The organism is Streptomyces sp. NBC_00258 (assembly GCF_036182465.1).
In the GTDB taxonomy this organism is placed as follows: Bacteria; Actinomycetota; Actinomycetes; order Streptomycetales; family Streptomycetaceae; genus Streptomyces.
Genome location: NZ_CP108081.1, coordinates 1,261,156 through 1,286,633, shown reverse-complemented (window position 1 = coordinate 1,286,633; position 25,478 = coordinate 1,261,156). Strand labels below are relative to the sequence as shown.

Annotated in this window: 24 protein-coding genes; 9 read left to right on the top strand and 15 right to left on the bottom strand. The window is 69.1% G+C overall.

The genetic code is table 11. From position 1 onward, the window contains the following. Positions 1–12: 12 nt before the first annotated feature. From OG718_RS06135 to OG718_RS06125, 3 genes are all read right to left on the bottom strand, one after another. Complete coding sequence (locus OG718_RS06135; RefSeq protein ID WP_328843519.1) at positions 13–573, bottom strand: hypothetical protein; 561 nt, start codon at positions 571–573, stop codon at positions 13–15. 357 nt (positions 574–930) lie between these two features. After that, positions 931–2,937 (bottom strand): ATP-binding protein, encoded by a 2,007-nt coding sequence (locus OG718_RS06130; RefSeq protein ID WP_328843518.1) that lies wholly within the window; start codon positions 2,935–2,937, stop codon positions 931–933. Between the two features lie 288 nt (positions 2,938–3,225). After that, positions 3,226–3,729, bottom strand: coding sequence for a MarR family winged helix-turn-helix transcriptional regulator (locus OG718_RS06125; protein ID WP_143643806.1), 504 nt, complete (start codon positions 3,727–3,729; stop codon positions 3,226–3,228). Between the two features lie 283 nt (positions 3,730–4,012). Between OG718_RS06125 and OG718_RS06120 the strand changes: the two genes are divergently transcribed. The 4 genes from OG718_RS06120 (at position 4,013) to OG718_RS06105 (ending at position 7,124) form a co-directional block, all read left to right on the top strand. Next, positions 4,013–4,480 (top strand): cupin domain-containing protein, encoded by a 468-nt coding sequence (locus OG718_RS06120; protein WP_328843517.1) that lies wholly within the window; start codon positions 4,013–4,015, stop codon positions 4,478–4,480. Positions 4,481–4,529: 49 nt separating this feature from the next. Then, positions 4,530–5,102, top strand: a complete 573-nt coding sequence (locus OG718_RS06115) for an NAD(P)H-dependent oxidoreductase (RefSeq protein WP_186001519.1) — start codon at positions 4,530–4,532, stop codon at positions 5,100–5,102. Between the two features lie 97 nt (positions 5,103–5,199). Further along, entirely contained in the window at positions 5,200–6,144 is a 945-nt protein-coding gene (locus tag OG718_RS06110) for an NADP-dependent oxidoreductase (protein ID WP_328843516.1), read from the top strand. Positions 6,145–6,173: 29 nt separating this feature from the next. After that, the gene (locus tag OG718_RS06105; RefSeq protein WP_328843515.1) at positions 6,174–7,124 is read left to right on the top strand and encodes an alpha/beta hydrolase; all 951 of its coding nucleotides are present in this window, start codon (positions 6,174–6,176) and stop codon (positions 7,122–7,124) included. A 303-nt stretch (positions 7,125–7,427) separates the two neighbouring features. On the opposite strand, the gene OG718_RS06100 is transcribed toward OG718_RS06105, so the two are convergent. The 5 genes from OG718_RS06100 to OG718_RS06080 form a co-directional block, all read right to left on the bottom strand. Next, a complete protein-coding gene (locus tag OG718_RS06100; protein WP_143643811.1) occupies positions 7,428–7,748 on the bottom strand; it encodes a hypothetical protein in 321 nt (106 codons plus the stop codon). A 260-nt stretch (positions 7,749–8,008) separates the two neighbouring features. Next, positions 8,009–9,040: a LacI family DNA-binding transcriptional regulator gene (locus tag OG718_RS06095; RefSeq protein ID WP_328843514.1), complete on the bottom strand. Its 1,032-nt coding sequence runs from the start codon at positions 9,038–9,040 to the stop codon at positions 8,009–8,011. A 75-nt stretch (positions 9,041–9,115) separates the two neighbouring features. Next, on the bottom strand, positions 9,116–9,952 hold the full coding sequence (locus OG718_RS06090; protein ID WP_143643813.1) for an ATP-binding cassette domain-containing protein: 837 nt from the start codon (positions 9,950–9,952) through the stop codon (positions 9,116–9,118). After that, positions 9,949–10,944 carry an ABC transporter permease gene (locus OG718_RS06085; RefSeq protein ID WP_143643814.1) on the bottom strand — a complete coding sequence of 332 codons (996 nt, stop codon included), beginning with the start codon at positions 10,942–10,944 and terminating at the stop codon, positions 9,949–9,951. Before OG718_RS06085 ends, OG718_RS06090 begins: the two co-directional genes overlap by 4 nt. Before the next feature lie 134 nt (positions 10,945–11,078). After that, positions 11,079–12,101: a sugar ABC transporter substrate-binding protein gene (locus OG718_RS06080; RefSeq protein ID WP_143643815.1), complete on the bottom strand. Its 1,023-nt coding sequence runs from the start codon at positions 12,099–12,101 to the stop codon at positions 11,079–11,081. Positions 12,102–12,348: 247 nt separating this feature from the next. Here OG718_RS06080 and OG718_RS06075 point away from each other — a divergent pair, with 247 nt between their 5' ends. The 3 genes from OG718_RS06075 to OG718_RS06065 all read left to right on the top strand — a co-directional run bounded on the left by OG718_RS06075 (position 12,349) and on the right by OG718_RS06065 (position 16,419). Continuing rightward, positions 12,349–13,311: a carbohydrate kinase family protein gene (locus tag OG718_RS06075; protein ID WP_328843513.1), complete on the top strand. Its 963-nt coding sequence runs from the start codon at positions 12,349–12,351 to the stop codon at positions 13,309–13,311. 221 nt (positions 13,312–13,532) lie between these two features. Continuing rightward, the gene (locus OG718_RS06070; RefSeq protein WP_328843512.1) at positions 13,533–16,094 is read left to right on the top strand and encodes a GH32 C-terminal domain-containing protein; all 2,562 of its coding nucleotides are present in this window, start codon (positions 13,533–13,535) and stop codon (positions 16,092–16,094) included. Between the two features lie 31 nt (positions 16,095–16,125). Beyond that, positions 16,126–16,419, top strand: a complete 294-nt coding sequence (locus OG718_RS06065; RefSeq protein WP_143643818.1) for a putative quinol monooxygenase — start codon at positions 16,126–16,128, stop codon at positions 16,417–16,419. A gap of 239 nt (positions 16,420–16,658) precedes the next feature. Here OG718_RS06065 and OG718_RS06060 read toward each other — a convergent pair whose 3' ends face one another. After that, positions 16,659–17,498 (bottom strand): helix-turn-helix domain-containing protein, encoded by an 840-nt coding sequence (locus tag OG718_RS06060; protein WP_328843511.1) that lies wholly within the window; start codon positions 17,496–17,498, stop codon positions 16,659–16,661. A gap of 112 nt (positions 17,499–17,610) precedes the next feature. On the opposite strand from OG718_RS06060, the gene OG718_RS06055 reads away from it, so the two are divergent. Next, a complete protein-coding gene (locus OG718_RS06055) occupies positions 17,611–18,207 on the top strand; it encodes an NADPH-dependent FMN reductase (RefSeq protein ID WP_306935480.1) in 597 nt (198 codons plus the stop codon). An 82-nt stretch (positions 18,208–18,289) separates the two neighbouring features. Here OG718_RS06055 and OG718_RS06050 read toward each other — a convergent pair whose 3' ends face one another. The 3 genes from OG718_RS06050 to OG718_RS06040 are packed head-to-tail and all read right to left on the bottom strand — an operon-like array spanning position 18,290 to position 20,587. Next, a complete protein-coding gene (locus tag OG718_RS06050; protein WP_260695816.1) occupies positions 18,290–18,412 on the bottom strand; it encodes a hypothetical protein in 123 nt (40 codons plus the stop codon). Further along, a complete protein-coding gene (locus tag OG718_RS06045) occupies positions 18,409–19,920 on the bottom strand; it encodes a sensor histidine kinase (protein ID WP_328843510.1) in 1,512 nt (503 codons plus the stop codon). Before OG718_RS06045 ends, OG718_RS06050 begins: the two co-directional genes overlap by 4 nt. After that, complete coding sequence (locus OG718_RS06040) at positions 19,907–20,587, bottom strand: response regulator transcription factor (protein WP_328843509.1); 681 nt, start codon at positions 20,585–20,587, stop codon at positions 19,907–19,909. Before OG718_RS06040 ends, OG718_RS06045 begins: the two co-directional genes overlap by 14 nt. 128 nt (positions 20,588–20,715) lie before the next feature. On the opposite strand from OG718_RS06040, the gene OG718_RS06035 reads away from it, so the two are divergent. After that, positions 20,716–22,233, top strand: a complete 1,518-nt coding sequence (locus OG718_RS06035) for a glycosyltransferase family 39 protein (protein WP_443054916.1) — start codon at positions 20,716–20,718, stop codon at positions 22,231–22,233. Positions 22,234–22,482: 249 nt separating this feature from the next. Here OG718_RS06035 and OG718_RS06030 read toward each other — a convergent pair whose 3' ends face one another. The 3 genes from OG718_RS06030 to OG718_RS06020 form a co-directional block, all read right to left on the bottom strand. After that, positions 22,483–23,757 carry a prolyl oligopeptidase family serine peptidase gene (locus OG718_RS06030; RefSeq protein ID WP_328843507.1) on the bottom strand — a complete coding sequence of 425 codons (1,275 nt, stop codon included), beginning with the start codon at positions 23,755–23,757 and terminating at the stop codon, positions 22,483–22,485. Positions 23,758–24,058: 301 nt separating this feature from the next. Continuing rightward, entirely contained in the window at positions 24,059–24,217 is a 159-nt protein-coding gene (locus OG718_RS06025) for a hypothetical protein (RefSeq protein ID WP_328843506.1), read from the bottom strand. Between the two features lie 49 nt (positions 24,218–24,266). Continuing rightward, positions 24,267–25,472: an ROK family transcriptional regulator gene (locus tag OG718_RS06020; RefSeq protein ID WP_328843505.1), complete on the bottom strand. Its 1,206-nt coding sequence runs from the start codon at positions 25,470–25,472 to the stop codon at positions 24,267–24,269. Positions 25,473–25,478: the final 6 nt, after the last annotated feature.

Here is a 25,478-nt window from a genome sequence, read left to right as displayed (position 1 = left end):
GGCGCGTCGGGTTCAGTCGGTGATGTACCAATCGTTCTTGAGGTATTCCAGGGTGTAGCTGCCGAGGTCGCTCTCGGAGAAGGTGGCGGAGGATCTGACCGCTTCGACCGGCATCTCGATCTTGTCGGGCGTGCGCACGGCGACGCGCTGTGGGTCGACCGTCGCGGTCTTGAGGGCCTTCTTCTGCGTGGGCGAGATCATCTGGAACACGGCGGCGTACGTCGACGTGCACGGGCCGAACCCTTGGTCCTGTGCCTTCTTCGCGGCAGGCCCGGCCACTTCGCAGACCGTGTCGATGTCCTCACGGCCCAGGGCGTGGAGGTACTGCTCGTACCGCTGGATCGCTACCGCCTTCGTCCTGGGTGCGGGCTGGTCGCCGGTCGGTGAGGCCGACGGCTTCTCGGGCCGAGCGGACGCGGACGGTGTGGCCGATGGCTCCTCGGCCGGCGTGGACGCGGACGGCTGCGAAGGCTTTGCGTCCGTGTTCTTCTTCGCTTTGTCCGGACCGCACGCGCACGCCGCCAGCGCCACACAGGCCGATACCGCCACGCTCACCATCGTCCGCGCTCTCATTCGGTCCCCTCGCCACCAGCCGACAACACGTCAAGAGATCACGCGGGATCCGGAGGAACGGTTCCCGAGCCGGTCCAGGCGGGACGTCGGGCGGTTCCTGGAGGCCCCGAGTCCGCCTGTGCCGCTGCGCGAAGACCCGTGCGCTGAAGGCGCGGCCATGGGCCGCGCGCAGGGCGGTTTCAGCAGAGAGTCCAACTGGGCGCGGACGTCTACCGGTAGCGTCGGGCAAGCCTCAACCCTCTACCGGTCTCCCCGCCAAGTCCCCTACCGGCACACGGCTTTCGCAGGTCACCGCCCGTGGTGGGTGCCGACCACGGCTCCCGACAACCCTCCTCTCTCCCTCTCCTACCTGCTTGCTCAGTTGTTGTCTGTGGTGGGTGGCAGGGTGAGACGGATGGCGACCTTGGTGGCTGGTTGTCGCAGCAGTTGTTCGATGAGGCGTTCCTTGGCCAGGGCGAGGTGACGCCGGTAGGTGCCGTAGGGCACCCCCAGTCGTCGGGCGGCGGCCTTGTGGGTGCGGGAGGCCGCAATGTAGGTGGCGGTGAGAGCCTCGTGAGCCTTGACGCCCGCTGGGTCGGTCTGCAGTGCGTCGAGGGCGGTGATGAGGGCGCCGCGCAGGTCCGCGACCGGGTCGGGCGAGCCCGGCGGCACGAGATGGGAGTGCAGTAGGACACTGGTCGCGAATTCGCGGGGGGTGTGCCAGGTGCGCAGCGCCTCGAGCACGCCTTCCTGAAACGCGGCGCGCGGCAAGTGGTCGCCCGGGCCACTCGCGGAGGCGGTTGCGGGCCATGTCGCTACGGGGGCGACCGCTGCGCGAGCCCGGTGCTGCACCCACTGTTCCACTGTTTGCCGTCGCCAGTCCCGGCCGAAGACATGCTGTTGCCTCCCGTCGACGTCCACGGCCGCGACCTCCGGCATCCCGGCTTCGGCGAGGTAGCGCCCCCACCGGTCGGCGTCTTCGAAGACGGTGAAGGTCACCGCGCGTCCGTGTGTCCTCATCTCCTCACCGATGGTGCGCCGGCTGGTGAGTTCCATCAGAGGTGAGGGCCGCTGGTGCCCGCCGGGTTGCACCGCGAAGCGGCGGATGCCGAGGTGCTCGCCCGGCCTCAGGGGAGCGGCCGCCTCCACAAGGTCCCAGACCGCTGCGACCACCGGGTCCTCGGCGCAGTCCTCGGGCAGTGGTGCGTCCAGCCGCAGAATGGCCATGAATGACACGGGTGCGGAGGAGCCCGCATAGCGATGGACGCGGAAGGCCTCCGGTTGGCGGCGCACCCAGTGCGCGACCGCTGCCGCTGATGCCGGGCCCTCCGCTTCCTCGGCCATGCGCAGCACTCCGGGGACGTCTCCGGCCCGGAGGGGAGTGTCTTCTATGTGGGGGTGTGTTCGGTAGTTGTATAAATCTTCTGGTCCGCCCTGGTTGCGGAAGAGGAACATCCACTCCGCGACCCGCAGCGCGTCCTCCTCGGCGGCGCCGCGCACGGCTTGGAGGCCCGCGAGCGATATACGGGCGCGGACGTCGTCGTAGCGCTCGGGGTCCCGCCAGCGCAGGTCGGCCTCAAGGGTCGCCCGCACCGCGTCGTGCGGGTGCAGCCCTTCAGGTGTGGCTTCGATGTAGGGCAGTTGGCGCAGCCAGGAAAACACCGTGTCGGTGCCCTCGTCACCCAACACTGCGCGCAGCAAGGGCTCACGGGTGACGTAGGCCTGCGCGACCACCTCGAGGGCGCGCCGGTGGACGGCGCTGGGCAGGTCGCCCACCAGTCGCTCGACCAGGGTCGTCAGGACGTCACCGGTCGGCACCCATGGTGCGCCGGGTGCGGCCTGGGCGACGGAGGCGGCCAGCGAGAGGGCGAGCGGGCTGCCTCCGGCGAAGGCGACGAAGGCGCCGCGCTGCTCGGCGGGGACGCCCCGGGCAGCGAGCAGGGCATCGGACTGGGCGGTGTCGAACGGCCGCACGGCCAGTGCGGTGAACAGCTGCGCCCAGCCAGGGTCCAGCGACCATTCGGCGTCGGGGGCGACCCTGCTGGCTACAACCACGATCGCATGGTCGGCGAGCCGCAGCAGGAAGGTCTCGCGCAGCCACGCCTCGAGTGGCTGACACTGCTCGAAGGTGTCGATGAGCAGCACCGCACCGGGTTCGGCACACGCCGGAGCCGCGAGCTCCTCGAGCCGGCGCGGATCGGCGTCGAGGAACCGTCCGTCCACGTGCACCACGCGGCGGCCGGTGAGTTCGGCCTGCCGGGCGGCGTAGCGCACCAGCGAGGACTTGCCGATGCCGCCGGGACCGTGCATGTACGCCACGAGCGGAGCGTCAGCCGCGCCCGACAGCATCCGGTCGAGCACCGCCCGCTCCGGCTCCCTGCCCACCAGCGCACCGGCTCGAGCCTGCGCCAGCCGGCCCGCTAGGCCCGCCGCTCCCAATCCAAGCTCCCCCTTTGGTTTCCGTCATGCCTCCACGCTCGGACGACTGCCTTCCGGCGAGCGCCGCGTTCTTCGCCGGCGACCGCCCGCAGCCGGCCCGCCATCTCGCCGAGCACATCGTGACCCAGGTCGAGCAGCCCACGAACCTCGACCGGTGGACCGATTCTGCCGCCCGGCTGATCACACTCGTCCTGATCCGCTGCGGTCTCCGGGGCTCCGAGACCTGTCGAGTTCCTATGCTCCACCCTTGCGGCGGCGAGGCGCGGCCGAGCGAGGCGGCGTCGAGCGCATGTGGTCGCGCACCGGCGCCAGCAGGCCTGCGAGAGTCTTGGCGTCGTCGCGCGAAAGCGGCTCGAACAGGAGGCCGCTGACCACCTCGACGTGACCCGGCAGCACCTTCGCAAGCAGCTCGCGCCCGGCATCGGTGATGGTGACGGTGATGCTCCGCTCGTCGTCCGGCGAGGGAGCGCGGACGACCAGGCCGTCCTTCTCGAGCAGACCTACCTGGTAGGTCAGGCCACTGCGGCTGTAGACGACGCCGTCGGCCAGGTCTGTCATGCGGTGGCTGCCCGTCGGCGAGTCTCCGAGGCGGGCCAGCAGTTGGAACTGCACATAGCTGAGATCACCGGTCTCGCGCAGCTGCTGGTCGACCGCATGCCGCAGCAGGCTGGTCACCTCGACGAGGTCGAAGTAGGCGCCGAGCTGCACGGGGTCGAGCGACGGCGGTGAATCAGGCATGACCGGAGTCTACTGCTTCGAATTCGAAGAGTGTGGCGTGCCGCCGTTCCAGCCACCACGGGCGGAGCTGGAACTGAACTCCTCCTTGATTACCGGTGCCAACCCGGGCGGTGGATCGGCGGACGCGAGGTCTCATTGGCCCGATGTCGTGACCTCATGAGCGCACGGTGTGGGCAGTGTTGGGCCCGACTGAGCACCGCGGAACATGGAGATCGGGCAGTGGTGCGGCGCAGGGTTGCGGGAGGAGGACGGCGCCGCCGCCCACGGATCCCGAGGACCGGCCATGAGCATCCCCTACCTCGCACAACGTGAGGACCAGCAGCAACTCGAGTGGATCGGCGGGAGTGTCTTCAGCGTCCTGCTCGACGCCGAGGCGACCGGTGGGCAGCTGACCGTCGGCCGCTTCGACGTCAGCAAGGGCGAGGCGCCGCCGTTCCACGTGCACAACAACGAGGACGAGGTCTTCCTGCTCCTGTCCGGTTCGGCGCTGGTGTGGGCCGGCGACGAGGAGCACGAGTTGCGGGAGGGCGGCATCGTCTTCCTGCCCCGGCGCATCCCGCACGGTTACCGCATCACCTCCGAGAAGGCAGACCTACTGCTCATCTCGACTCCCGGAGGACTGGAGAAGATGTTCCGCCACGCGGGCCGTGACCTTCGTGAGCCACGCCCGGAGGGCTTCGAGATCCCCGCGCAGCTGCTCGCCGAAGCCGCGGAACTGTCCGGCAACGTCGTCCTCGGCCCTCCCCGGTGACGGCACCACAGCCCGGTCGCAGGGAAGAAGCCAAGAACACGATGCCGGGGTGAGTACCGCCGCGTGGAGTCCGGTGTCCTTGGCCGTCGTGAGCGCCGGTGTCGGCTGTCCGCGTCCGACTCGCCTGCTAGCGGACTGCGTCACGGAGGCTGTGTGCCGGTCACTGGCGGCAGGCGGTGCGCGCGCCGAGGTGGAGGTGCTGGAGTTGCACCGGCTGACGGCCGACCTCGCCCAGCACTCAGCCCAGGGCCGCGCCAGCCTCGATCTGCGGGAGGCGATCGCGGCGGTCGTGGCGGCCGACGGGCTCGTGGTGGCGACCCCGGTACGCACCGGATCCCCGAGCGAGGTGTTCGACGCGTTCATCGCGCTTCTCGGGGACAGACTCCTCTCCGGCATGCCGGTGTTGCTGGCGGTCGACAGTGGCTCCCGTCGGCAGCCGCCAGACCTCGCGCAGGTGATGCGCGGGCGCCTGACCGACGTGCATGCCGACCCCGTACCCACGGTCGTCGTCGCGGGCCTCGGCTGGCGGGACACGGCTTGCATCGACGCGGCGCGGTTGCGTGCCTGCATCGACCGAGCCGCCGCCGAACTCGCCGAGGCGATGCCCTCGAGGCGGCAGTAACCGACAGCACTTGCTTCGAATTCGAAGCAGATGTACTGTCGTCAACAGTTACTTCGAATTCGAAGCAACTTGGATCTCAGTGAAGGTGAGAACCGAAATGAAGGCAGTACGTTTCCACGAGTACGGCGACCCCGGCGTCCTGCGTTATGAGAACGTGGAGCAGCCGGTCCCTGGGGCCGGCGAGGTCCGGATCCGCGTCGCCGCGACGTCGTTCAACGCCGTCGACGGCAACATCCGCGGCGGCTTCATGCGTGGCCCCATCCCGGTGGCGCTGCCGCACACTCCCGGCATCGACGTCGCCGGCACGGTCGACGCGCTGGGCGAGGGCGTGGACGGCATCGCGGTCGGCGACGACGTCATCGGCTTCCTGCCGATGGACCGGAACGGCGCCGCTGCGGAGTACGTCCTCGCGCCGGCCGAGGTCCTGACGCCGGCTCCCAAGAGCGTCCCGCTGCCCGACGCCGCCGCACTGCCAATCGTGGGCCTCACCGCGTGGCAGGCGCTGTTCGACCACGGCGAGCTGACGGCCGGGCAACGCGTGCTGATCAACGGCGCCGGCGGAGCGGTCGGCGGCTACGCCGTGCAACTGGCCAAGGGAGCCGATGCCCACGTGATCGCCACGGCCGGCCCGCGCAGCAGCGAGGCGGTCAAGTCGGCCGGCGCCGATGAGGTCATCGACCACACCACCACCGGGGTGACCGCGGCGGTGACCGAGCCGGTCGACGTCGTGCTCAACCTCGCGCCGGTCGACCCGGCCGAGCTGGCCGCGCTGGTCACGCTGGTCCGTCCGGGCGGGGTCTTGGTGAACACGACGGTGTGGATGCCCGCTCCCGCCGACGAGGAGCGCGGCGTGCGCGGCATCGACCTGTTCGTCCGCAGCGACGCCGACCAGTTGTCGCGGCTGGTAGCGCTGATCGACCGCGGGGAGCTGCGCGTCGACGTCGCCGAGCGGGTGCCGCTGGCCGAGCTGTCGGCGCTCCACGCCCGTGCCGCCGAAGGCGCGGTGCACGGCAAGGTCATCGTCGTCCCGCCTGTCGCCTGACGCCGATCCTCCATCGAAAGGAAAGGGCCATGGCCCTCAGCCTGGATCCCGAAATCGCCGAGGCGCTGGCCCCGATGGCCGGCGCGATGGCGGACGCCACACCGCCGGCAGTGGGGGACATCGCGGCGCGGCGCGCCATGTGGGAGCCGATCATCGGCGCTGCGGGAACGGCCCAACCGATCCCATCCGACGTGAAGACCAGCGAGCACCACGCGACGGCCGACGACGGCACACACGTCAGAATGCGCTGGTACGTCAAGGACGGCGCCAAGCCCGGCCCGGCCGTGGTGTTCTTACACGGCGGCGGATACATCTTCGGCCACATCGATCTGTTCGACGGCCCCGTCTCCCGCTACGTCGCCGCCAGCGGCGTAACGATGCTGTCGGTCGAGTACCGCCGCGCCCCTGAGCACCCCTTCCCGACACCGCTCGAAGACGCCTACACCGCACTGCGCTGGCTGCACGAGCACGCTGCCGAACTCGGCGTCGACGCCAACCGCATCGGTGTGATGGGCGACAGCGCCGGAGGCGGTATGGCCGCGGCACTGACGATCCTCGCCCGCGAGCGCGGCGGCCCGCAGATCGCCCGGCAGATCCTGCTCATGCCGATGCTCGACGACCGCACCACCACCCCTGATCCGCACATCGCGTCCTACGCGCTGTGGTCCTACGACGACAGCCTCACCGCATGGCCGGCCCTGCTCGGCGAGGCCGCCGGCGGGCCCGACGTCCCGGCCACGGCGGCCCCGGCCCGTCTCGGGGACGCGACCGGCCTGCCGCCGGCCTACATAGAGGTCGACCAGCTCGACGTCTTCCGCGACGAGGACACCGCCTACGCGACCAAACTCAGTCGCGCCGGCGTGCCGGTGGAGTTCCACCTTCACCCCGGAGCTCCGCACGAGTTCGACTCCATCGCCTTCGACTCCGACGTCGCCCGCCGCGCCATCGCCGACCGCATCCGAGTCCTCAAGTCGATCTGAACCTACGCCGAGCGTGCTCACCTGTCCCGCAGGAGGCGCCGCGCGGGCCCGTACCTGGCGTCGGCGGGCAGTTCTCAGTCACGCCCGCACTCTGCTCCTCCGCACCATGCCGGGAAGGCTCAACCGGCCAGGACAACGGGGCGCACGCGTGCATCGTGCCGGTGGTCAGGTCGGCGACGCGGTCTTCTGCCGGGGGCGGACCGGCTACCAGTGGACCTACCGTCCGCATGGACCCGATCCACGAGTGCAGTGCGCGGGCGCGTCCGAAAGGGCCGCCGTCGTTGAAGGGTGTGGCCTCCGGGTTCACAGGGTGTGGTGCAGCCAGCGTTGGAGGACGGTGCTGACGTCTGCCGGCAGGGCGCTGAGCTGGTCGATGACCGCGCGGTCTTCCGGCATCGGGGGGATACCTGCGGCGGTGAGCGTCGCGTTCAGGGCAAGTCGCCGTTCATCGCGTGGGGCGAGGATGCGGTTGAGGCGTTCGGCGGGGTTGGGCGGCGGCAGGAAGTAGTCCAGGTCGTCACCGGCCTGGACGGGAGTCGGCCAGGTGTAGTCACGGGGGTTCGGAGCGGCGTAGGGGTCGGCGTAGGCGCCGGAACTGAGGTTGTCGTTGTTCCAGGGGGTCATCTGTGTCTCCCAACCGGGTGTTTTGCCAACTACCGGTCCAGAGCTCCGCGAGGGCCGCTTCGGTTGCGGCTGCGGCCGTACGTCACGCTGACGGCGCCATCGGCGGCTGATCACCTCGTGTGACCAGCAGACAGCAGCCGGCCCCAGATTCTCAGGTGGACGTGTTTCGTTCTTGGGCGGCGACGACCGGCTGCCGCTGCCGACGGTCGGAACCGTTGCCCGGCGGTCAGTTGGGCCACGTGCGGGCGCCAGTTCCAGGGTCATGCCTCTTGCGGCGCCGGAGCAGGCTGCTCTCCCGAGCCCCGGACCACCAGCCGGGTGGGGACGGTGATGGTGCGGGCGCGGGAGCGGTCGCCGTCCAGGCGGGACAGGGCGGCGGTCGCTGCCGTTCTGCCGATCTCTTCGGGGTTCTGGGCGACGACGGTCAGGGCCGGTTCGAGGGCCTCGGCGAGCTCTACGTCGTCGAAGGCGACGACGGCGACGTCCTTGCGCTTGCTGCGGGCGAGTTCGGTCACTATGCCCAGCGCCACGAGGTTGTTGCCGGCGAACAGGGCGGTGGGGGGATCCGCCAGGCCGAGGAGCTGGGCGGTCGCGGCGGAGGCCCCGTGCTGGTCATGGGCGTTGGTGACCAGGGAACCGTCGGAGGGGAGGCCGGCTTCCCGCAGGGCCGCGCGGTACCCGGCCAGGCGCTCGCGGCGTGTGTAGAGCTTGGTGGGAAGGTCGCCGATGAAGCCGATGCGCCGGTGGCCGTGGGCGATCAGGTGGGCGACGCCGTCGTGGGCGCCCGCACGGTTGGAGCTGACGACGTTGTCCGAGGCCAGCCCCGATCCCGGACGGTCGAGGAAGACGACGGGCAGGCCGGCGGCGCGGTCCGTTTTGAGGTGGGAGTGGTCGGCGCCGACGGACGGCACGACCATCAGGATGCTGACGCGGCGGGCGAGGAACTTGTCCGTCAGCGCGCGTTCGCGGTCGGCATCGTCCGCGGAGGAACCCATGAGGAGGGTCAGGCCGCGGTCGCGGACGGCGTCCTCGATGCTGCGGGCCACGGCTCCGAAGAAGGGGTTGCCGAGGTCCGGGATGACCAGTCCGATGGTGGTGTCGGGTCCGCCGACGCGGATGTTGCGGGCCATGAGGTTCGGCTGGAAGCCGAGCTTGGCTACGGCGGCGAGGACCTGTTCCCTGGTCCGGGCCGAGGCGGGTCCGTCCTCGTTGAGGACGCGGGAGACGGTTTTGGCGCTGACGCCCACTTCGCGGGCGACGTCGGCCAGGGTGGGGCGGCGGTTCGCTGCCATGAAGGAAACGGTCTCCTGTGCTTGTCGGTTCCGGCCGCGGCCCCGGCCGGAACCCGTGAGTGCTTCAGTCGTACGTCAGTTGGCCCGGACGCCTGCGGCCTTCGCCGCCTCGGAATCCGCTACGACAGTATCTCCGGCCTCGTCGACGGTGAGAGCACCGGTCATGATGGCGACGACCTCCGCCATGGAGTAGTCGGAGGGCTTGATCACGGCAGCGCGCCGGCCCAGCCGGTGGACGTGGATCCGGTCGGCGATCTCGAAGACGTGCGGCATGTTGTGGCTGATCAGGACGACCGGCATGCCCTTGTCCCGGACACGGCGGATCAGGTCCAGGACCTGACCGGATTCCTTGACGCCGAGGGCGGCGGTGGGTTCGTCCATGACGACGACGCTGCGGGCCCAGGCGACGGAACGGGCGACCGCGACGGCCTGCCGCTGTCCGCCGGAGAGCGTCTCGACCGACTGCGTCAGCGAGCGCAGGCCGATCTTCAGGTCGGCCATGTGCTCGGCGGCCTCCTCGCGCATGCGCTTCTTGTCCAGCATGCGGAAGACGCTGCCGAGGACGCCGGGGCGGCGCAGCTCGCGTCCGAGGAACACGTTCGAGGCGATGTCCATGGAAGCGGCCACGGCGAGGTCCTGATAGACCGTCTCAATGCCGTGGGCGCGCGCACTCTGCGGCCCGGAGAACTGGATGGGCTCGCCGCCCAGCCGTATCTCGCCCGCGTCGGGGACCAGCGCGCCGGTGAGGGCCTTGATCAGGCTGGTCTTGCCGGCTCCGTTGTCGCCGATGACCGCGAGGACCTCGCCCGGCAGCAGGTCGAAGTCGGCGCCGTCGATGGCGGTGACATGGCCGTAGCGCTTGACCAGACCGCGCGCCTGCAGCACGGGGGTGGGGGAGGAGGTGGCGGTCATCGGGCCTTCTTCCGGGAGAGCTGGTCGACGGTCACCGCGAGAATCACCAGGACTCCGGTGATCAGTGTCTGGTAGACGGAGGAGACGCCCATCAGCTGCAGGCCGTTGCGGAAGACGCCGACGATGAGGACGCCGATGAAGGTGCCCAGAACCGAACCGCGTCCGCCGAAGAGGCTGGTGCCGCCGAGGACCACGGCGGTGATGCTGTCGAGGTTGTCGGTCTGTCCGGCCTGGGGGTCGCCGACTCCGGTGCGGGAGATGAGCAGCAGGGCGGCGACGCCGTAGAGGAGACCGGCCACGGTGTAGACGCCGATGGCCAGCCGGGAGGTGCGGATGCCGTTCAGCCGCGCCGCTTCCTGGCTGTCGCCCAGTGCGTAGACGTGCCGGCCCCAACCGGTGCTGCTCAGGGCGTAGGCGAGGAGGAGGAACAGGGCGATGGTGACCAGGGAGCCGTAGGTGATGTCGGTGTGGCCGAGCGGGAAGGTCTGCCCGAGGGCCGTCAGCGGGCCGGGCAGGTTGGTGACCGTCTGCTCTTCGGAGTAGATGTGGGTCAGCGCGAACGCGACGTTGAGCATGCCGAGGGTGACGATGAACGGCGGCAGCGGGATCTTCTGCACCAACAGCCCGTTGAGCAGTCCGAAGCCGCCGCAGACGACCAGGCCCAGGGCGATGGCGACGAGCGGGGGCAGCGAGCCCTCGGCCGCCATTTTGGCGATCACGATGCTGCCGAACGCCATCACGGCGCCGCACGACAGGTCGATGCCCGCGGTGAGGATGATCAGGGTCTGTCCGATGGCGAGGGTGCCCACGACCATGACCTGCTGCACGATCAGCGAGAAGTTGCCGCCCGTGAGGAACTGGTCGGTCGAAAGAGAGAAGAAGGCGCAGGCCAGGAGGAGGGCGACCAGTGGGCCGGTGGTCGGTGCAGTGAGCAGTCTGCGGGCCGTGGTCGGTGCTTTGATCTCGGCGTACGGCGAGGTCGTGGCTGTCATGCGGAGTCCTTGTCGGAAGGCAGAAGTCGTTGTCCGCCCTGGTCGGAGGACAAGAGGACAATCGGACGGCCGTCCCGGGTCGGGGAGGAAGGGACGGCCGCCCCGCTGGGGGGAGAAGCGGAGTCGTACGCGGCTCAGCCCCAGCAGTTCTCCAGGCCGTAGGCGGTGTCCTTCGCGGTGACGCCGTCCTGCGCCTTGTCGCTGATCAGCGTGACTCCGGTATCGGTGTAACCGGACGCCTTCTTGCCGTCCTTGGCGTACGTCACGACGGCCTTGACACCCTCGGCGGCCATCTTCAGCGGGTACTGCTGCGAGGTGGCGGCGATCTTGCCGTCCTTGACTGCCTGGGTGCCGGTGCAGCCGCCGTCGACGGAGACGATCAGGACGTCCTTCTCCCGGCCCTTGGCCTTGAGCGCGGTGAACGCGCCCAGTGCGGCCGGCTCGTTGATCGTGTAGACGACGTTGATGTCCGGCTCCTTCTGGAGGCAGTTCTCCATCGCCGTCTGGCCCTTGGCCTGGTCGCCTCCGGTGTCCTGGGAGCAGACGACCGACGGGTCCTTCTCCTCGATGCCGAAGCCCTTGAGGAAGCCGCTGTGCCGCTGGACGCCGACGGACACACCGGGCGCGAGGTCGAGGGTGGCTATCTTGGCGGTCTTGCCCTTCATGACGGCCTTGGCGTACTCGCCGATCAGTTCACCGGCTTTGACGTTGTCGGTGGCGAAGAGGGCGTCGACCGCGCTCTCCGGCTCGGTCGGGGTGTCCAGGGCGATGACCAGGACACCCTTGGCGCGGGCCTTCTCGATCGCGGGCACGATGGCCTTGGAGTCGCTCGGGGTGATCAGGATGCCCTTCACGCCGGCGGCGACCATGTTCTCGATGGCCGTGACCTGCCCGGCGTTGTCCCCGTCGAACTTGCCCGCTGCGGTGGACAGTTGGGCGCCGTTCTCCTTGGCGGCCTTCTCCGCGCCCTCCTTCATCTTCACGAAGAACGGGTTGGTGTCGGTCTTGGTGATCAGACCGACCTTGACGCTGCCCGATCCGGAGCTCGCGGTGCCTGATTCGGATCCGGATCCGCAGGCGGTCAGGACGAGGGCCGCGACACCCGTGCAGGCGGCGACTCTGAGCAAGGAGGAGGGGAGACGAGAGTTGCGTGACATGAACGACTCCTGCGGGATTGCGGGCGATGGGCCGGCATCAGGGCATGCCGTCCCTCGGTGTCATCGTTGACTTATGTCATCGTTGACACTGCTTGGCGAGGATGATGGACTCCGGTCCCCGGCAACGTCAATGCCTTGTACCCGTCACAAATCGGCAACGCCCGCGATCATTGCCTGCCCGAAGCCTTTCGGCGGCTGCCCGGGACGTGCCCGTTTCTGCCCGCGCCTTCCGAGAGAAGAGCAGCCCATGAGCCCGCGCCAGATCACCGTCCTGGGGGAGTGCGTCGCGGACGCCTTCGCCGAACCGGCAAACGCCTCGAACGAGCTCGCCCTGCGGGTGCTGCCCGGCGGCGGACCTGCGAATACGGCGGTGGCCCTGGCCCGGCTGGACACGCCGGCCCGCTTCCTCGCACGCCTGTCCGGCGACGTGTTCGGCCGCCTGTTCCGGGCCCACCTGGAGGCGTCCGGCGTCGACCTGACGTACGCCGTCGCCGCCGCGGAGCCCAGCACGCTGGCCGTGGCGGAACTGGACGCCACCGGGCAGGCCGCGTTCTCGTTCCACGCGCAGAACACGGCCGACTGGCAGTGGACCTCAGGGGAACTGGCAAGGGTGGATCTGTCCGAAACAGCCTGTGTGCACACCGGGTCGCTGGCGCTGGTCCGTGAGCCCGGCGGGGCGGTGGTGGAGGAGTTCCTGGCGGCTGCCGCTCCGCGGGCCACCATCAGCATCGATCCCAACGTCCGGCCGCTGCTCGTACACCCCGAGGTCTATCGCGCCCGGCTGGCGCACTGGTGCGCCCTTGCCGACGTACTCCGGCTGAGCGAGGACGATCTGGAACTCCTGCTGCCGGGCACGCCGCCCGAGCAGGCCTGCGACATCTGGCACGCGGCCGGGGCACGGCTCGTCGTGATCACGCGCGGTGCCGACGGCGCCCTGGCCTCGCTCGACGGCGAACGGATCCAGGTGCCCGCCGTGCCGACGAGGGTCGCCGACACGGTCGGGGCGGGGGACTCCTTCGCCGCCGGGCTGCTGCACCATCTCGGCGCCCGCGGCCTCCTCGGCGGCCGGCTGACGGAACTCCGACTCGACGACGTCGCGGAAGCCTGCTTGTTCGCCACCCGGGTCGCTGCCCTGACCTGCGCGGTTGCCGGTCCCAATCCGCCGTGGCAGAGCCAGTTGGCGCAGCTCGCCGCAGCTGACGGCGTATGACGGGCAGGCGAACCGCCCAGGCGTCCATTGCAGCAGGCCTGTTGACGCATCGGCCGGACAGCCCCCATCATCGGGCCATTCGATGTCATCGATGACACAAGTCAACGATGACACCTCTTTCCCGGCGCCGTGGACGACGGCGTCGGCAAGGCGTCACTTTTCGGTCGGTCCGCGGGAGCAGCACGCTCCGCTGCGTGGACGGCCGCGGCACAGGAGATCCCATGAGCCCTGGACGTGTGTTCCGGCATGCCCGCATGCGGATGATCGTGGCGGTGGCGGCCGTCTGCGCCTTGTTCGCAGCCCCACTGGCCCCCCAGGCCGTAGCTGCCGACACCCCGCCGTACTCCGAGACATACCGGCCCCAGTTCCACTTCACGCCGAAGAAGAACTGGATGAACGACCCCAACGGCCTCGTGTACTACAAGGGCGAGTACCACCTCTTCTACCAGTACAACCCGAGCGGCAACTCCTGGGGCGACATGTCCTGGGGGCACGCGGTGAGCAAGGACCTCGTGCACTGGAAGGAGCTGCCGCTTGCCCTGTCGCACGACGACCAGGAGATGGTGTTCTCCGGCAGCGCGGTCGTCGACTGGAACAACACCACCGGCTTCGGTACGAAGAAGAACCCGCCCATGGTGGCGATCTACACCAGCGCCTACAAGAACGGCGGCAAGCAGGCCCAGTCGCTCGCCTACAGCACCGACCGCGGCCGTACCTGGACCAAGTACCAGGGCAATCCCGTCCTCGACATCGGCTCGAAGGAGTTCCGCGACCCCAAGGTCCAGTGGTACGCGCCGACCAAGAGCTGGCTGATGACGGTATCGCTGTCGACCGAGCACAAGGTGCAGTTCTACTCGTCGAAGAATCTCAAGGACTGGAGCCTGCTCAGTGAGTTCGGGCCGGCCGGTGCGACGGGCGGCGTGTGGGAGTGCCCCGACCTGTTCCCCCTCGCGGTCGACGGGAACAAGAAGAAGATCAAGTGGGTCCTGGTCGTCAACATCAACCCCGGTGGTATCGCCGGTGGTTCGGCCGCCCAGTACTTCATCGGCGACTTCGACGGCAAGAAGTTCACCGCCGAGGGCAAGGGCACCTACACCCCGCCGGCCGGCACGGTGGTTCAGGACTTCGAGGGCGCCGACTTCGGTACGTGGACGACCACCGGCACCGCGTTCGGCGACGGACCGGCGGCCGGGGCACTGGACGGGCAGGGAGCCGTCGACGGCTTCGACGGCAAGGGGCTTGCCAACAGCTTCCACGCAGGTGACGGGAGCACAGGCACCCTCACCTCACCCGAATTCACCGTCGACAGCCCCTACTTGAACTTCAAGGTCGGTGGCGGACGGCACCCGCACGAGTCCGGAACCGTCATGGAGCAGGGGCCGCCGCCCGCGGGTACGGTCCTGGCCGACTTCGAAGGCGGCAGCTACGGCGACTGGACGACGACCGGAGACGCCTTCGGCACGGCACCGGCCACCGGAACCCTCCCCAACCAGCAAGAAGTCTCCGGATTTCTGGGCAACGGACTGGTCAACACCTACCTGAACGGCGACTCCACCACCGGCACGCTCACCTCACCCGAATTCACCATCGACAAGGACCACATCAACTTCCTCATCGGCGGCGGCAGTCACCCCGCCGGCTCCGCCGACCCCACTGCCGTCGAGCTCCTCGTCGACGGCCAAGTGGTGCGCAGCGCAACCGGAAAGGACGCCGAGGCGCTCAACTGGGCGTCCTGGGACGTCGGCGACCTCGCCGGCAGCAAGGCGCGGATCAGGATCGTCGACGACAACCCCGGCGGCTGGGGCCACCTCAACGTCGACCACATCATGCTGTCCGACACCAAGGCCCGGCCCGTCTCCCAGGAGACGTCCGCCAACCTGATCGTCGACGGCCAGGTCGTCCGCAGCGCCACCGGCTCCAACAGCGACACCCTCGACTGGGCCTCCTTCGACCTGCGTCCCTACGCCGGCAAGAAGGCACGTATCCAGATCGTCGACATGAACACCTCGGGCTGGGGCCACATCCTCGCCGACCGGTTCACCGCAGCCGACAAGCCCGCCAAGTCCGTCGTGCAGCGCGCCGACTGGGCCGACTACGGCAAGGACTACTACGCGGCGGTGTCATGGGAGAACGCACCGGGCGGCAAGCGGTACATGGTCGGCTGGATGAACAACTGGGACTACAGCGGCGCCGTCCCCACCTCCCCCTGGCGCGGCGCGCAGAGCGCTCCCAGGGAGATGGCCCTGCGCACGGTCGACGGCCGGATCCGCCTCACCAGCAAGCCGGTCGACAGCCTGGAGTCCCTCCGGCGGAAGCGTCCGGCGACGGCGCCCGGCGTCACCGTCAAGAGCACCACAAAGCCCCTCATCGGCCCCGCGGCCAAGGGCAAGGCGCTCGACATCGAGGCCACATTCTCCCTCAAGGACGCCGAACGCTTCGGCCTCAAGGTGCGCACCGGCACAGGCGGCGAGGAGACCGTCATCGGCTACGACACCACGACTCAGGAGCTGTACGTCGACCGCACCCGCTCCGGCGCCGTGGACTTCAACAGCACCTTCCCCGGCGTCCAGCGGGCTCCGCTGCAGCCCAAGAACGGCAAGGTGAAGCTGCGGATCCTCGTCGACTGGTCGTCCGTCGAGGCCTTCGGCGGCAGCGGCGAAGCGGTGATCACCGACCAGATCTTCCCCGACCCGGCCAGCCAGGGAGTGGAGGTCTTCGCCGAGAACGGCTCGGTGAAACTCGACCAGGCCCGTGTCTGGCACCTCGACTCCTACCGTGACTGATCCCGCCCCCGACCACGAAGGACACCACACCGTGAACAAGACCTTGCTCGCCGAGTTCACCGCCCGCGAGGGAGCGGAGGACGAGGTGACCCGCCTGATCCTGGACTACGCCAAGAAGGTGCGCGAGGAAGAGGGCAACCTCGCCTTCGACGTCTACACCAAGACGTCGAGCCCGCGCGCCTACTGGATCTTCGAGGTGTACCGGGACGAGGACGCCTTCCAGGCGCACCTGAAGGCCCCCTACGGCGGTCCGCTCAACAACGCCCTCGTCCCGCTGATCGAGGAGGACGCCTCGGTGCTGACCTTCCTCGATCCGGTGACGTGAGGAGTTCCATCCGCCCCACTCCGACTCCGGTCCGTGGCTGAGGGATTGATGGGGAGTCAGTGAGAAGACGGACACTGATGCGGGTGCCCGCTCTCGGCGTCCCACTGGGAGCCGCCGGTCTCGCCGTCTCCATTCCCCAAAGCCGGCGGTCCCTGGCGCTTGCCTCTACTTCGCTGGCGGCGGGCAGGTGCGCGACACCGCGTGCGTCTGCCGGCCTCTCGAGCACCTCGCCCGGCCCGTCAGGAGATAGCCCGCAGCGTGTTGTGCCGACGCTTGCGGCGGAGTTGCTCGACGGCCTCGGCGGTCTCGTCGTCCGCGGGGAGAAGGACGGTCAACTGCTGCGCGTCAGCGGGGAGTTCGAGTGTCTCCCGCAGCAGCCGGAGCTCGCATCCGGCTGGATGACCGAGTCGGAGGACTCCGCGTTGCGGAACGACGTGCCGGTTCAGGCGCCGGGTCAGCTCGGGGCCGGCAAGGGGTGCGAGTTCCGTGGTGAACCACTCGGAGTTCTCGACGGACGGGGCGAGCCACAGGTCGAATGCCTGCTCGTCGGCGACGTCGTCCCAGTCGGTGAAGAAGGTGCGGGCGCGGGGGTCGGCGAAGACGTAGCGGGTGAGGTTGGGGGCTTCGGTGTCGAGCAGTCCGCTGCCGTTCGTCACCGACTGGTACGTGGAGGTGTGGGCGAGGATGTCACCGAGCCGGTTGGTCACCACGGCGATGCCTGGTTCGAGGAGGCGGAGTGTCTGCTGAACGGCGTCTCGCACATGCCGGGGCGGGGGTGCGGGGCGGGTGTGGGCGGTGCATTCTCCGCCTGTGATCTTCGTGAGGTAGCGCAGGTGGGCGCGCTCGGTGGGGGAGAGGCTTAGGGCGTCGGCGAGAGCGTTCACCACCGCCACCGAAGGATTTCGGTCACGGCCCTGCTCGATGCGGGTCAGGTATTCGACACTGATGCCGGCGCGCGCCGCGAGATCCGTGCGGCGTAGCCCCGGGGAGCGGCGGCGGCCTCGATCCGGGAGGCCGAGTGTCTCCGGCTGGACACTGTCGCGCTTGCTCCGGATGAAGTCTCCCAACGGCGTACCCATGTCTTGAGGATAGGCCGGGTCGGACCGGTCGCGGCGAGCTCAGCGTGGCCCTGCGGGGGCCAGCCTGAGCTCGGCCTGGCTGTGGCCGAGGGGCGCCCCGATGGTGGTGGGCATGGAGAACAACACACACAAGCTGGTGGTCATCGTCGCGAGCGTCCGTGAAGGGAGGTTCGGTCCGGTGGTGGCGTCCTGGTTGGCTGAACAGGCCGACTCGCACGGCGGTTTCGACGTCGATGTCGTCGATCTGGCCGACGTCGAGATCCCGCTGTCCCTGCCCGCGGCATCACCGAAGTACGCCGGCGACGACTACCCTCGCCCGGCCGGGATGCGGCACCTGACCACCGCACTGGAGAGCGCGGACGCGTTCGTCGTGGTCACACCCGAGTACAACCACAGCTACCCCGCCTCCTTGAAAGCGGCCATCGACTGGCACTTCACCCAGTGGACGGCCAAGCCTGTCGCCTTCGTCAGCTACGGGGGCGCGGCGGGCGGCCGTCACGCGGTCCTGCACCTGGAGAACGTGCTGACGGAACTGCATGCGGTGACGATCCGTGACGGTCTCGCCTTCCCCAACTACTTCACGGCATGGCAGGACGGCCATCCGCTCGACCCCGAGACCCGCGGGTACGCCAAGACGCTGCTCGACCAGCTGGCCTGGTGGGCGGGTGCGCTCAAGTCGGCACGCGAGGCCACCCCTTACCCGGCCTGACTGCGGCGACGATGCAGCACACCGATCAGGTCAGTACGCGCCGGTTCTTCAGGTGTGGGAAGGCATGTTCGCAGACGGCTCGTTATGCGGCGATCAGTTGGTGGACCTGCTTCTTCGCGGGCGGGAGCTTCCTGCCCCCGGGCTTCTTGCAGCCGGTGATCTCCGAGCCGCGCGCGGGAAGGGCTGCCGCGGTGAAGCGCGTCATCTCTCGGCCGGGGCGAGGGCTCGGGGAAGGCGTAGCTCGAAGCATGCTCCGAGGGTCCGGGGGGTGAGGGTGAGGGTGCCTTGGTGGCGGTGGGCCAGGTCGCGGGCGATGGCGAGGCCCAGGCCGGTGCCGCCGTGGTCGCGGGCGCGGGCGTCGTCGAGCCGGACGAAGCGTTCGAAGATGCGCTCGGCGTCCTCGGTGGGCACGCCCGGTCCGTCGTCGTGCACAGTGAGGACGATCCAGTCGTCCTGGTTTCGGACGGTGATCTGGATGCGGTGTGCGGCGTGGCGGGCGGCGTTGTCGATGAGGTTGCGCAGCAGTCGTTCGTATTCGTCGGGGATTCCGTCTGTGTATGCGGGGGCGGTGCTGTCGCAGGTGAGGGTCAACGGTCGTTCGGTGAGGGGGTATTGCGCGATCAGCCGGGAGGCGAGGGCTGTCAGGTCGACGGTTTCGGGGCCGGCTGTGGGGGTGCGGGTGTCGAGGCGGGCGAGGAGCAGCAGGTCTTCGGCGAGGGCCTGGAGGCGGCGGGTCTGTCGTGCGGCGGTGGTGGCCGCGGCAGGCCAGTCGGTGCGTTCCGGGTAGGCGAGCGCGACTTCCAGGCTGGCCAGCAGTGTGGTGAGGGGGCTGCGTAGTTCGTGGGCGGCGTCCGCGACGAAGCGGCGTTGCTGGGCGGCGGCGTTGTCGAGGCGTTGGAGGGTGGTGTTGATGGTTGTTGCCAGGGCGGTGATCTCGTGTCCCGTAGCGGGGACGGTGACGCGTTCGCGGGGGTCGCTCGCGGTGACCGAGGCGGTGAGGACACGGATGGCTTCGACCGGCCGCAGCGCGATGCGGACGGCGAAGTAGGTGACGGCGGCGATCAGTACGAGGCTGACCAGCCCGGCCCGCAGCAGCCGGCGGTCGGTGGCCTCGGTGATTGCCTCGGCGATGTCCTCGCCTGCGTGTGGAAGCACCACCACATAGACCCGCAGCTGGGCGTCGGCGGCGACACCCAGAGCTGCGACTCTGTCGCTGCTCAGTTCATCGGCCCTGACGTCGTCGTACATGACCAGGTAGGTCCCACCGTCCTTGCCGAACCGGTCCCCGGGCTTGGAGTCGTGGCGCGCCGGTATCCGCATGGGACGGGTCGTATAACCCCAGGCCGCCCCGTCGTCCGGTGGGGCGGGCAGCTCGGCCTTCGGTGGGGCGGGCAGCACATGGCGGGTGCCGGGATCGAACTCCTCCATGCCTCCGCCGTAGGCGACAGCGGCGCGGCGGCCGGTCGCGACGATCTCATACGGCACGGTGCTTCGGCGAGCGGGAACCGCACCCTCCTCCAGCTGATCGACGAGGGCCAAGAACTGTTTCTCCGTCTGCCCTTGGGCGATCCCTGTGCTCTCGCGGTAGACGTCGCGGTGTACCCACCAGCCGATGCTCACCAGGATGACGGCGGCGGCTGATGCGGCGGCCAGGGCGGTGCGGGCTCGTACCGAACGCGGCCACCAGCGGCGTCGCGGCTCAGTCGCGTTCACGGTCGTCCACCAGTCGGTAGCCGGTACCTCGTACGGTCTGCAGGGACTGCCGGTCAAACGCGGCGTCCACCTTCTTGCGCAGTGCGCTGACGCGCGCCTCCACCAGGTTGGGATCCAGGGCTTCGTCGGGCCACGCGTGGTAGAGCAGATCCGATTTGGAGACCGCCTGTCCCGCCCGGCGGGCCAGCAGTTCCAGCACGGCGAACTCCCTGGGCGTGAGTTCCACCCGGGCCCCGGCCCGGCGGCAGACCCGGCCGGCGACATCCAGTGAGAGGTCGCCCACGGCAAGGACGGGCGGTGCGACCGTGGCCGCTCGTCTGACCAGGGCCCGCAGCCGTGCGACGAGCACCACGTAGGAGAAGGGCTTGGCGAGGTAGTCGTCGGCCCCCGTGTCCAGGGCCTCTGCCTGATCCCACTCCCCGTCCTTGGCGGTGAGTACCAGGATGGGGGTCGCGTTGCCCTCCCGGCGCAACTGGGCACAGACCTTGTAGCCGTTGAGTCCGGGCAGCATCAAGTCCAGTACGACAAGGGCGTATTCGCCCGTCCGGGCCATCCACAGTCCCTGCCGGCCGTCATGGGCGAGGTCGACGCTGTAGCCCTCGGCGGTCAGACCGGTGTGCAGGGTGTGGGCAAGATCCACCTCGTCTTCGACCACCAGGATGCGCATGCGGAGCAGCTTCGCACAGCGCCGGCCTGCCTTCCTGATCGGCCGGTCAGGTTGAGTCAGCATCGCGTCAACGAGGTCCGGGCACGCTGGCGAATCTTCTTCGCCACTGCTGAAAGGCCCTGCCGCTGATGTCCCTTGATGAACGTGCCCCCACCGCGGCCAGGACGGTCTCCCCTCCCGTACCCGCCCGTCGACAGTCATCGAGCCCGGCCAAAGCCGTTGTCGTCATCGCGCCCCTGGCGCTGACCATCGCTCTGGGGCTCTGGGGTATCCGCAGGAAGAACACCATGTGGGGGGACGAGTCCGTCACCTATCAGCTCGCGCACCGCGATCTTTCGCAGATATGGCTCACCGCCCAGCACATCGATCTGGTCCATGCCCTCTACTACGCCGTGATGCACGAGATCTTCGGTCTCTTCGGCGCAGGGCTGCTGACGTTGCGGTTGCCGTCCGTGCTGGCAATGTCCGCGGCGGCGAGCGGAGTCGGGCTTCTGGCGCTGCGCCTGGCGGGACCCCGTGCCGGGCTGCTGGCCGGGCTGGTGTTTCCGCTCCTTCCTCAGGTTCAGAAGTTCGCGCAGGAAGGCCGCTCGTATGCCATGGTCTGTGCCCTGGTCACCTGGGCCACCTATGCGCTTGTGGTCAGCGTCCAGCATCGCGCTTGGTGGCGGTGGGCGGTCTATGGCTCCACCATGCTGCTGGCCTGCCTGCTCCATGAGTTCGCGGTCCTCGCCCTCGTTGCACACGGCGTCACACTGCTCGTCTCGCGTGTTCCACGACCGGTGCTGAGGGCGTGGAGTGTGGCTGCCGCGGGCGTTGTGGCCGGGCTCTTGCCGCTGGCGATCTACAGTGCGGGGCAGTCGGAGCAGGTGTCCTGGATCGGCGGACCGGTGCGGCCTGACTACTTCCTGGTGGTGGCCGTCGTGGGCGTGGTGTGTGCCCTGGCACCCCTGAGGGTGAGGGGGCCCGTGCGGCTTTCCGTGCTGGCTGTGCCGATTCTTGTGCTTCCGGGCCTTCTGTTGCTGATCGCCTCACTGGTCAAACCCCTTTTCGTCGACCGGTATGTGGTCTACAGCAACATCGGAATCGCCTTGCTGCTGGGCGCCTGGATGGATTACTTCCTCCGGCGGCAGCGGTATTCCCGCTTCGCGTGGATCGCGGCGGTTGCCGTACTGGCCGCGCTCGTCCAGCCGAGCCTTTCGCTGAGGACGCCCCAGAGCCGGAGCAATGACGCCACCGCCATCGGCGCCGCCGTACGCAAGGAAGGCCGTCCCGGCGACGGGCTGCTCTATCTCGCCGGCCAGCACCGGATCTTGACTGCGGCCAACCCCGAGGACACCCGTCTCCTGACGGATCTCGCCCTGGCACAGGATCCCGTTTCGTCGAACACGCTTGCAGGTGTCGAGCTTCCCGCCCAGGAAATAGCGGCACGCATGCTGGAGTTCGACCGGATCGTCGTGGTCCGCGCGGTGGGTGTGCAGGCGTCGAACAACCCGCAGGAGGAAGCGAAAACGAGCACCCTGCGGCGCCACTTCCGCGAGTACGGAACAACCCTTGTCAACGGGGCGCGAGTCACCGTCCATGTCCGAGACCACGACCCGTCTCCGAAGGCCGGTCCTGGATCCAACAGCCCGGGAACGGTGGGGTGATGAGGTGACCGCGACTGGTGCCGGCCTGGCCGGCACCAGTCGCGGTCACGCTGTCTCGACCCGGAAGCCACGACCTTGACTTGCCGGTCGCTGCTGCCGTGGGTGGCTGCGGCCGGCCCCAGGCTGACCGGCAACAGCCCGGGGAAGACCCGGGACGTCGAGGACGTCGGCGATGCAACGCGACTTCATCAGAACCGGGCATGCCAGTTGCCGCTGGAGATCGCGTTGCAGGCGAACGTGGGTTTCCTGTCAGTGCCGATGCTGGGCGGCCATCCACTGCCAGATGTGCGTCCCGTTGATGCTGGGGTCGTTGCGGGCGACATAGATCCACGACCAGTGGCCGGCGAACTGGTGGCCGTTCCAGACGACGTGGTCATAGAGCGTCATCAGTGAGTCGGGGATGAGGTCGTGCGCGTGGGAGGTGTTGGCCTGCGGATCCACAGTGGTGTCGTCAAGGGAGGTGACGAGCCAGCTGGGGGTGGTGATCCTTGCCAGCTCGCTGTCGGGGATCAGCGGTGCACCGCCGGGCGGGAAGGACGTGACAACGCCGCAGATCGGCACGGAAGCGGCGAACAGATTGGGGTACACGGTGGTCATCTTCATGCTCATGTAGCCGCCGTTGCTGCAGCCGGCGACGTAGATCCGGTCGTGGTCGATGCGGTTCCTGCGCGTGACGTCGCCGATGATCTCGTGGATGAGGGGCGCGAAGCGGGGGCCGTCCTGCATCCAGGCGGAGGTGCTTTGCGGGACGAGGACGTAGGCGCCGTTGAAGATGCGTTGTGCCTGTGGGGTGGCGAAGCCCAGTGCGCCGCGGTTGGCTCGTAGCGTGGTCTCGTTGTCGTAGTAGTTGTCGGGCAGTGAGGCGCCCTCACCCCCGCCGTGCAGCCAGACGATCAGCGGGTGCTTGCCTCGTCGGGAGGCGTGGGAGCCGGTGGGTGAGTACAGCCGGTACTTCATTCCCGAGCCGGAGATGTGGGAGCTGAACGCGTCGACCTCGGGGTCCGACAGCCGATGGCTCTGCACGAAGTTCTCGATGGTGATCGATCGGTGATCGAGTAAGACGATCGGGGCACGCTGAGTGATGGTGTAGGCGAGGTCGAGCATGACGTTGCGGCTCTTGCTCTCGATGTAACCGAGGGTGCTGCCGCCGGTCCGGCCCTCGGCATGGCTCAGGTCGAGCACGATGTTGCCGCGGCGGTCGAGCCGAACAGCGGTCACCGTACGGTCGAGGTCGTACTCGTTGAAGATGACGTCGTCGTCGGCGATGGGGATCGGGCTGGTGGCCTTGGCGTGCACGGTGAAGGTGCCGGTGGTCAGGCTGGCCGGGTCGATCGGACCGAGCCGGGCGGTGTTGAGGGTGATCGAGGTGACCTGTTCGCCACCGTCGAGCACCTGGGCGTTCAGGGTGAATCTCACGCTGGTGGTCGCATGGTCGTCGGCGTACGCGGCGACGCCGGGCAGGGACAGGCCGGCGGCGCCCGTACCGGCGGCCAGAATGGTGCGACGGCTGATCGGTCTTGCCATGCGGACTCCTTGAGTGGTGGGGAGGCTTCATCGCGGTCCGTGCGCCGAATCCGACGGTGAGCGCCGCCAGTTGACAGCGGCCCGCCACGTACAGGATCAGTAGGGGCAGTGCTGTGGGCAAGACGCAGGCGAGCACCGCCGGCACGTTCCCGGCGGCGACGAGTAGCGGACAGGTACGGCTTCGCTGTTCCCCGGACGGTGACGGCGGGCCTTGGGCCGTTGACGTATTGCGCTGGTGGCATGGGAGTTGGGCGGCAAGTCGGAAGGTAGACAAATGGGGACGTGTTGATCAGTTGGTCCGTCAAGACTGCTGATCGCCGAGGAGTCCCGGGGACGACCGGCACGCTGCCACCGATTCGGCGAACGGGAGAACGGCGACGTCCTGCTCCAACGCCGCGTCGACGGCCTCGTACTCACCACCGACCGCACCGACGGCGGCTTCTCCCAGGACCTCGCCCACAAGGGCAGGGCCGGGTCCGGGCTTCGTGCCGGTCGCGTGGTTGTACTGGCTATGCGCCGACGCGGGCCAGCGTCTCCAGAGGGCCGACCAGGATCTCGGAGAAGGCGAGTTCGGCGGCTCCGATGAGCACCGCGTCGTCGCCGAGTTCCCCCACTCGCAGCCGCAGGTTCTCGCGGGAGGCTGTGAGGGCAATGCGGTTGATACGGCTGCGGATCTGGGCGGCCGAGCCGAGGAACACCTCGCGGAGCGTCCCGCCGAAGACGACCGTGCGTGGGTTGAGCACATTGACCAGGTTGGCGACGCCGATGCCGAGCCAGTCGCCGACGTCGTGAAGGGCGGCGCGGGCGGTGATGTCGCCCCGGTCGGCCGCCTCGACGACGGCGCGTACGGCTTCCCGGCCGGTGGCCGACGGATCGCGCTGCGCGGTCTCCAGCAGGGCGCGTTCCCCGGCCTCGGCCTCGAGGCAGCCGCGCGCCCCGCAGCCACAGGGCCGGCCATTTCGCGGGTTGACGACCATGTGCCCGATCTCGCCGCCGTATCCGCAGTCGCCGCCCAGCAGTTGGCCACCGGTGATGACACCGCCGCCGATGCCGATGTCGCCGTGCAGGTACACGAGGTCCTGGCAGCCGGTCCCGGCACCGCGCAGATGCTCCGCGAGCGCACCGAGACTGGCCTCGTTGCCCACCGAGACGGGAAGGCCGAGGCCCAGTCGGCGCATGAGGTCCTGGCCGAACTCCTCGTCCTCCCAGCCGAGGTACGGGGCGGCGCGGACGAGGCCGTCGGCTCGGCGCACCATCCCGCGGACGGCGGCGGCCACGCCGACGCAGTAGGTGCCGTGGCGTGCCGTGCCCACCATTTCGAGCGCGGAGCCGGCGAGGACCTCGGCCACCTTGTCGGCGTTGCTGTGGCCGGGAAGCACGGGGATCTCCCTGTAGTCGAGGAAGATCCCGCCCAGGCCGATGCGGGCGGCGGCCAGCCGGTCCACGCCCACGTCGAAGGCGAGGACGTACACGCGGTCGGACTCGGGGCGTACGACCAGGGACGGCCGGCCGGCCCTGCCGGTCTCACGGGGCAGTTCCTCGCGGACCAGGCCGGCCGAGCCCAGCTCGCTCACCAGCCCCAGGATGGTGCTGCGGTTGAGTCCCATGCGCTCGGCCAGAACGGCCCGCGACATGGATCCGCCGATGTGCACATGCCGGAGCAGGGTGCCGAGGTTGTGCCGGCGAATCTCCTCCTGCGAGGGACCGGCTTTCATGGAACC

Excerpts from the sequence above, each read along its gene's own strand:
- OG718_RS06135 (WP_328843519.1), bottom strand. The coding sequence starts at position 573 with ATGAGAGCGCGGACGATGGTGAGCGTGGCGGTATCGGCCTGTGTGGCG.
- OG718_RS06125 (WP_143643806.1), bottom strand. The coding sequence starts at position 3,729 with ATGCCTGATTCACCGCCGTCGCTCGACCCCGTGCAGCTCGGCGCCTAC.
- OG718_RS06120 (WP_328843517.1), top strand. The coding sequence starts at position 4,013 with ATGAGCATCCCCTACCTCGCACAACGTGAGGACCAGCAGCAACTCGAG.
- OG718_RS06110 (WP_328843516.1), top strand. The coding sequence starts at position 5,200 with ATGAAGGCAGTACGTTTCCACGAGTACGGCGACCCCGGCGTCCTGCGT.
- OG718_RS06105 (WP_328843515.1), top strand. The coding sequence starts at position 6,174 with ATGGCCCTCAGCCTGGATCCCGAAATCGCCGAGGCGCTGGCCCCGATG.
- OG718_RS06100 (WP_143643811.1), bottom strand. The coding sequence starts at position 7,748 with ATGACCCCCTGGAACAACGACAACCTCAGTTCCGGCGCCTACGCCGAC.
- OG718_RS06095 (WP_328843514.1), bottom strand. The coding sequence starts at position 9,040 with ATGGCAGCGAACCGCCGCCCCACCCTGGCCGACGTCGCCCGCGAAGTG.
- OG718_RS06090 (WP_143643813.1), bottom strand. The coding sequence starts at position 9,952 with ATGACCGCCACCTCCTCCCCCACCCCCGTGCTGCAGGCGCGCGGTCTG.
- OG718_RS06085 (WP_143643814.1), bottom strand. The coding sequence starts at position 10,944 with ATGACAGCCACGACCTCGCCGTACGCCGAGATCAAAGCACCGACCACG.
- OG718_RS06080 (WP_143643815.1), bottom strand. The coding sequence starts at position 12,101 with ATGTCACGCAACTCTCGTCTCCCCTCCTCCTTGCTCAGAGTCGCCGCC.
- OG718_RS06075 (WP_328843513.1), top strand. The coding sequence starts at position 12,349 with ATGAGCCCGCGCCAGATCACCGTCCTGGGGGAGTGCGTCGCGGACGCC.
- OG718_RS06070 (WP_328843512.1), top strand. The coding sequence starts at position 13,533 with ATGAGCCCTGGACGTGTGTTCCGGCATGCCCGCATGCGGATGATCGTG.
- OG718_RS06060 (WP_328843511.1), bottom strand. The coding sequence starts at position 17,498 with ATGGGTACGCCGTTGGGAGACTTCATCCGGAGCAAGCGCGACAGTGTC.
- OG718_RS06055 (WP_306935480.1), top strand. The coding sequence starts at position 17,611 with ATGGAGAACAACACACACAAGCTGGTGGTCATCGTCGCGAGCGTCCGT.
- OG718_RS06050 (WP_260695816.1), bottom strand. The coding sequence starts at position 18,412 with ATGACGCGCTTCACCGCGGCAGCCCTTCCCGCGCGCGGCTCGGAGATC.
- OG718_RS06040 (WP_328843509.1), bottom strand. The coding sequence starts at position 20,587 with ATGCGCATCCTGGTGGTCGAAGACGAGGTGGATCTTGCCCACACCCTG.
- OG718_RS06035 (WP_443054916.1), top strand. The coding sequence starts at position 20,716 with ATGTCCCTTGATGAACGTGCCCCCACCGCGGCCAGGACGGTCTCCCCT.
- OG718_RS06030 (WP_328843507.1), bottom strand. The coding sequence starts at position 23,757 with ATGGCAAGACCGATCAGCCGTCGCACCATTCTGGCCGCCGGTACGGGC.
- OG718_RS06020 (WP_328843505.1), bottom strand. The coding sequence starts at position 25,472 with ATGAAAGCCGGTCCCTCGCAGGAGGAGATTCGCCGGCACAACCTCGGC.